This window comes from Arachidicoccus sp., from assembly GCF_050436765.1.
GTDB lineage: Bacteria > Bacteroidota > Bacteroidia > Chitinophagales > Chitinophagaceae > Arachidicoccus.
In genome coordinates this window covers 1-6,241 of the sequence record NZ_JBNQGD010000397.1, presented here as the reverse complement: position 1 = coordinate 6,241, position 6,241 = coordinate 1, and the positions used below count along the sequence as shown (strand labels likewise).

General features: G+C 36.3%; 4 protein-coding genes. 3 read left to right on the top strand and 1 reads right to left on the bottom strand.

Features of this window, described 5'->3' with window-relative positions; translation table 11 throughout:
• Positions 1-567 (top strand): bifunctional pyr operon transcriptional regulator/uracil phosphoribosyltransferase PyrR (gene pyrR, locus ACQR30_RS16555; RefSeq protein ID WP_429736866.1); only part of this gene is annotated, 567 nt, incomplete at its 5' end.
• Positions 568-591: 24 nt separating this feature from the next.
• Here pyrR and ACQR30_RS16550 read toward each other — a convergent pair.
• On the bottom strand, positions 592-1,236 hold the full coding sequence (locus ACQR30_RS16550) for a J domain-containing protein (protein ID WP_429736865.1): 645 nt from the start codon (positions 1,234-1,236) through the stop codon (positions 592-594).
• 203 nt (positions 1,237-1,439) lie between these two features.
• On the opposite strand from ACQR30_RS16550, the gene smc reads away from it, so the two are divergent.
• Together smc and ACQR30_RS16540 are read left to right on the top strand one after the other, a co-directional pair.
• Positions 1,440-4,964 (top strand): chromosome segregation protein SMC, encoded by a 3,525-nt coding sequence (gene smc / locus ACQR30_RS16545; RefSeq protein WP_429736864.1) that lies wholly within the window; start codon positions 1,440-1,442, stop codon positions 4,962-4,964.
• A 502-nt stretch (positions 4,965-5,466) separates the two neighbouring features.
• Entirely contained in the window at positions 5,467-6,240 is a 774-nt protein-coding gene (locus tag ACQR30_RS16540; protein WP_429736863.1) for a hypothetical protein, read from the top strand.
• Position 6,241: the final 1 nt, after the last annotated feature.

Below are 6,241 nucleotides of genomic sequence, written 5' to 3'. Positions count from 1 at the left end.
GAGCAGAAATCGAAAGAGCTCATAAAATTTAAAAGAATGAAATCTTTATTGACACCCCAACAAGTAAACCTTACTATTAAACGATTAGCAAGGCAGATTGTGGAGAATCATTTGCAGCTTGAAAATACCGTACTTATTGGGCTACAACCTAGAGGTATTTATGTGAGTAATAGGATAATTGATGAATTGAAACAGATACTTCCCGCTGAGAAAATCGCCTATGGTAAATTAGATATTACCTTCTATCGTGATGATATACGAAAAAATTTGCATATAGCAAATGAAACAGAGATACCCTTTAGTATTGAAAAGAAATCGGTGATATTAATTGATGATGTACTTTGGACCGGCAGGACTATTCGAGCTGCCTTAGATGCTTTGCTTGATTTTGGCCGCCCGTCTAATGTGGAATTATGCGTATTGATTGACCGCCGTTTTAGCAGGGAGTTACCTATTCAGCCAGATTATATTGGCCGGGCGATAGATACGTATCATAACCAAAAAGTAAAAGTTTTTTGGAAGCAGAACGACGGGGAAGATAAAGTCGTTTTAGAAAATGAAGATTGATGGACATGCCGATCTTATTTCATATTATGAGTGTAACACCCAATACAACACTACACAGATTAGCAGACTAAATAGCATTACAAATGCTATTTCATATTTTTTCCAAAACGAAATACGCTTCTGTTTTTGAAAAAATCGAATTATTTTTTCTTTTCTTTCGTGTTGGATATTTTCCACCAACCCGATAATTTGTTTTTGGTCTCCCAATGACAATATTGTCACAATGTGGAGTGTTGCATCAATAATGCCGCTATTGATACGCTGATTATTTTCTTTTTTCAGAATTGCAACATGAACAGCGGAGAATAATTGCTCTAATTCAAAAATCAAGGCATTTTTATTCATTCGATAGGGATCTACCTGTTCCATATTTTTTCGAATAGCTATAAGTTTTTCATAAATAAAAGAGGCGGTTATCGTATCGAATTGGACTGTGTGTTTTAGAAGTGAGGTACCGAAATGCTGTCGGTGATAAATTTGCCTTTTTTCTTTGTCTGACAAGACTGCGTAGGCCTCGTTGATTTCTTTAAATACATTTTCAGCAAGCTTATCGTTTGCATTTTTATCAGGATGATAAAGCTGCGCCAGTTTGCGATAAGCTGCTTTTATCTCATAATTGCTTGCAGTAGGTGCAACACCTAAGATATAATAATAATTTTTTATTTCCACTTCGCAAATTTAGTTGGAATCTAACGCAATAGAGCCATTATTGTATATTGATTAACAGTAAAATAAGAAGTTTTTGGCTGTAATCTGTTTGTCATTTTCCACATAAAACTACAATTATCCACTATTAACACGATCTGTTCAACTTTGTAGAAAAAATTAAAGGTTTTAACGTAAGTTCGCAATTGATAAAATAGGAACAACAAGTGCGATTAAAACAATTAGAAGTAAAAGGATTCAAGAGTTTTGCGGATAAAACTATTGTCAATTTTGATGAAGGAATTACTGGCATTATCGGGCCCAATGGTTGCGGTAAAAGTAATATTATAGATAGTATTCGCTGGGTAATTGGCGAACAAAAAATTTCAGCACTCCGAAGCGAGAACTTGGAGGCGTTAGTATTCAATGGCAGTAAAAGCAGAAGTGCTAGTGGACTTGCGGAAGTAAGTCTGACTTTTGAAAATACGAGAAATCTTTTACCGGTTGAGTTTTCTACCGTTACCGTTACCAGACGTTTTTATAAAAATGGGGATAGCGAATATCGACTCAACGACATTTCCTGTCGGTTAAAAGATATTCAGAACCTTTTTATGGATACCGGTATCAGTACTGATAGCTATGCTATTATTGAATTGGGAATGGTTGACGATATTATCAAAGACAAGGAAAACAGTCGCCGCCGAATGCTTGAACAGGCGGCCGGCGTTACGGTATATAAGACACGCAAGAAAGAAGCGAAACAAAAACTGGATGCCACGGAACAGGATCTTAATCGTATTGAAGATTTATTATTTGAAATAAATAATCAATTAAAAACCCTCGAAAATCAGGCAAAAAAAGCGGAGAAGTATTTTGAAATAAAAAAAGATTATAGGGAGATTTCAATTGAACTAGCAAAAGCAGCGCTGGAAGGTTTTAACCTTTCCTATAAGGAATTGCAAGAGAGCACTGGCTTAGAAGCTGGAAAAAAAGATCAACTGGAGCGGGAAATTGAAGCCGAAGAAGAAGCATTGCAAAATGAGAAGGCTAAATATATAGATCAGGAACAAGCACTCGAGCAAATGAAAATGTCATTTAATGAGTTGCAACAAAATCTTCGCTCAAAGGAAAATGAGAAGAACCTCGCTGCTCAAAAACTTCAATATCTGCGTGAGAAAGAATCTGGATTGCATGGTTTTTTACAAAAGGCGCAAGGGCAGTTGGATAACTTAAAAGAATCGGTTCAATTCACTCAGGAGCAAATTGAGAACGAAGAAGTTTTACAAACCGATTTAATAGAAAAATTAGAAATAGCCAAGGAGCAAATTGAGGATAAGCGTGTCATTTTCGAGGAGAAAAGAGCGAATGCAGAATCTTTGCGCAATGGACATTTGGCGGCACAACGTAATCAGTTTGATGCGGAGAAAAAAGTTGCGGTAGCTGACACTTCCATTCAAAATTTAACGCGGACACAGGCTCAGTTAATGGGTGAAGCAGCGCATCGAAAAACTGAACTTCTGTCCTTGCAAACTCAATTAGAAGAGAAAGAAACTTTGTTGGAAGATAGGAGAGCAGAATTACTCAATTTGCGTGAACAGCATGAAAATACGAAGGCATCTATTTTTTCTGCACAGGAGGAGTTGGAGTCGATGCGTGGTGAGCTGGCAGACGAAAGCCGTACACTTGATTCCAAACGAAATGAACAAGCGCTTTTGAAGAGTTTAATAGACTCTATGGAAGGCTATCCGGAGAGTATTAAATTTTTACATAAAAATAAAGATTGGAACCACGAAGCACCTATTCTTTCGGATATTATTTATGTGGAAGAGGAATACCGGGCTGCCTTAGAAAATGTTTTGGAGCCTTATCTGAACTATTATGTAGTCAAAGACTTAGAACAAGGATTACAGGCTATTCATTTATTGGATGATAATAAAAAGGGGAAAGCTAATTTCTTTTTGTTGGACAAAATCGAAAATTACGTTGTTGAAACGCATACCATACCGAACGCTACGAGTGCCATGGATGTCATAGAGGTGGACGAACCTTATAAAAAATTGACACAATATCTTTTGGGGAATGTTTTTATTGCCGAGGATGAAAGGGCTATAAATAATGCCAATATTGTTTCAGTAATTTTGTTGGAGAAGAGTGGCAAATTTGTAAAAGGTCATTATACCTTATCAGGTGGTAGTGTAGGCGTATTTGAGGGAAAAAAAATTGGACGTGCAAAAAATCTGGAAAAATTAAGTGATGAAATTGTTTTGCAAGATGCGGTAGTAAATGCATTGAAAATACAAATTCAAAAAAAGCAAAGCGATGTATTACATTTTAATGAACAGTTGAAGGATAAAGAAATTCGCGAGATAGAAAATGACACCAATCAATTAACAAACCAGGTATTCGCAACCAAAAACAAAATAGAAAATTTACAGGCTTCTCAACATAATGCTACACAAAAATTAGAGGAGATTGAAGAAAAAATAGCGGAAGAAAAAGAAGCTATTTCTGCCACTCGAGAGGATTTGACAGCCTTTGAAGAGCAATTGAAGCAGCTTTCTGATGAAATCCAAATCATACAAAGAGATTACTATCAGGCGGAACAAGGGTTTAATTTTGCTACCGCTACTTTCAACGATTTGAATCTGCAATCTACGCGACAACAAAGTAAGATGGCCGCATTAAAGCAGGAATTAGTTTTTAAGGAAAATCAATTAAAAGACCTACAGCAACAAATAGAAAATAACACTAGCCAATTAAAAAACTCTTCGGTGGAAATTACAGAAGCCGAGCAGTTTTTGGGAGAGAGTCTGCAACTTTTTGAATCTCTAACCCAACAAAAGGAAAAAGATGAGCAAACATTAAAAATAGCTGATAGCGGCTATTACGGTATTCGCAAATTATTATCTGAGAAGGAAGATGCTTTACGTTTAAAGACGAAACAACGTGAAACAATTGATCATGTTTTAAATGAAATGAAGGATAGACTCAATGAGTTGAAATTGCAATTGGCGGGAATGAAAGAACGTTTAAGCGTTGAGTTTAAAGTAGATTTAGATCAAATACTGGATGAAGCTCGTAAGACGAATTCGTCTTTAGAGGATTTGCAAATCAGCACTGAACGTATGAAAAAACGTTTAGAAAACATGGGAGAGGTAAACCCTACGGCGATTGAGGCTTTTACCGAAATGAAGAAGCGTTATGAATTTATTTTGGAGCAGAAGAATGATTTGGTGACGGCAAAAGAAAGCTTACTACAAACGATTCAGGAAGTAGAAGCAACCGCGAATCAACAGTTTTTATCTACGTTTAATCAAGTTAGGGAAAATTTTCAAAAAGTATTTAAAGCCCTATTCAGTGAAGAAGATACAGCCGATATGGTATTGGCAAACCCGGAAAATTTGGCCGAAACGGGTATCGACATTATGGCGAAGCCAAAAGGAAAGAGACCTTCGTCTATTTCACAATTGAGTGGTGGAGAAAAAACACTGACGGCAACGGCTTTACTTTTTGCCATTTATTTGATCAAACCCGCTCCTTTCTGTATTCTTGATGAAGTAGACGCGCCCTTGGACGACGTTAATGTGGGTAAGTTTACACAAATGATTCAGAAGTTTTCTCAGAACTCTCAATTCATCATTGTTACACACAACAAACAGACCATGAGTGCAGTCGATGTTATTTATGGTGTAACGATGCAAGAGGCGGGTGTAAGTAAATTGGTTCCGGTAGATTTCAGAAGCCTGAATTAAAGCGCCCATTTATTTTATTGCGAGCTGTCGCCTCTGTGTTTAGAAAATGTATTTCGATCTAAATAAAGGCTGTTATGCCTTAAAGTGTTTAGAAAATGGTGCGTGAAACTAACACACCTTGCGAAGCGTGGATAGTATGTAAGAAATAAACGCGAACTTTCTGAAAGGGATATACCACAAGTAATATCCGGGCTTGGCTTACCGACAGGGCAAACGAAAACTCCATTAGGGCAGAGGCTATTTTGTACCCATGCGCTTTACGAAGCGGTATAAAATGTAGCAACTATATTTGAGTTTTGTAGATTCTTTTTTTACCTGCGAACAGTTTGAGATATAAACGCAGCGGAAATATAACGACTAAGAGAATAAATGTGGACAACTGAAACTCAACCGCCTTTTATCCCCCCAAAAAACTAACGCTTTTAATAAAACAACTCCGGAAAGAGGCTTAGAAAAAATCGCAGTGTTGAATTAAATCTTTATCTTTAGTCAAACTTTGCTTATGAAGCTGTCAATCATTTTTCTATTGACCCATTCATTGTTTTTTTTATTTTGTTCTACAATTAAAGCTAATTCAATAGAAGGGAAGACTAATTCTGCTGAACGGGCAATTTATTCTACTACGGATAGCAGTGTATTAGAAAAAGCATCACTTGATACATCCAAAAATTTCGTAATGGATAGTACTCATTTAAAAACGGCTAGAAGGGCTATTCGATTTTCGCTGGGCTTGCCTTATGTCAACCTTTTTAATTTTCAATTTCCGGGACAAACTTTTAAAGCAATCGGCTTTTTGGGTGTGGGCGCCGGGGTAGATTTTTTCTACAAAAAAAACCATTATATTTCTTTGAACGTTGGAGCCTCTACAAGTGCAGGTTTCCCTAATAAAAAAAGTTATGGATATGATACTACGGCTGCTATTTTTTATGCTAACATTAGAAACAACTTTATTTTAGGTGATTTTAGTTTTGGATATGGCGTGAACCTTTCTCAAATAGAATGGCATAATAAAATAGTAACCGATTCTATCAATTTAAATCAGTCTCTTGGAAATACGGTACTTGGGTTGAGCTTCTCGGCCCAATATCGTTTAGGAAAATCTTTTTATTTTGATGCAAGTTATCAGCCAGATTTTCTCCTCATAAATCCGTCCCTTTCTTATAAATATCAACACTATATTTCCTTTGGCTTTGTTTACAAATTAGCTTTAAGAAAAGGAACAAATCAGGTTGTTGCTAAGAAAAAGAAACCAAGAAAAGTTTATATTTTCTATTAAT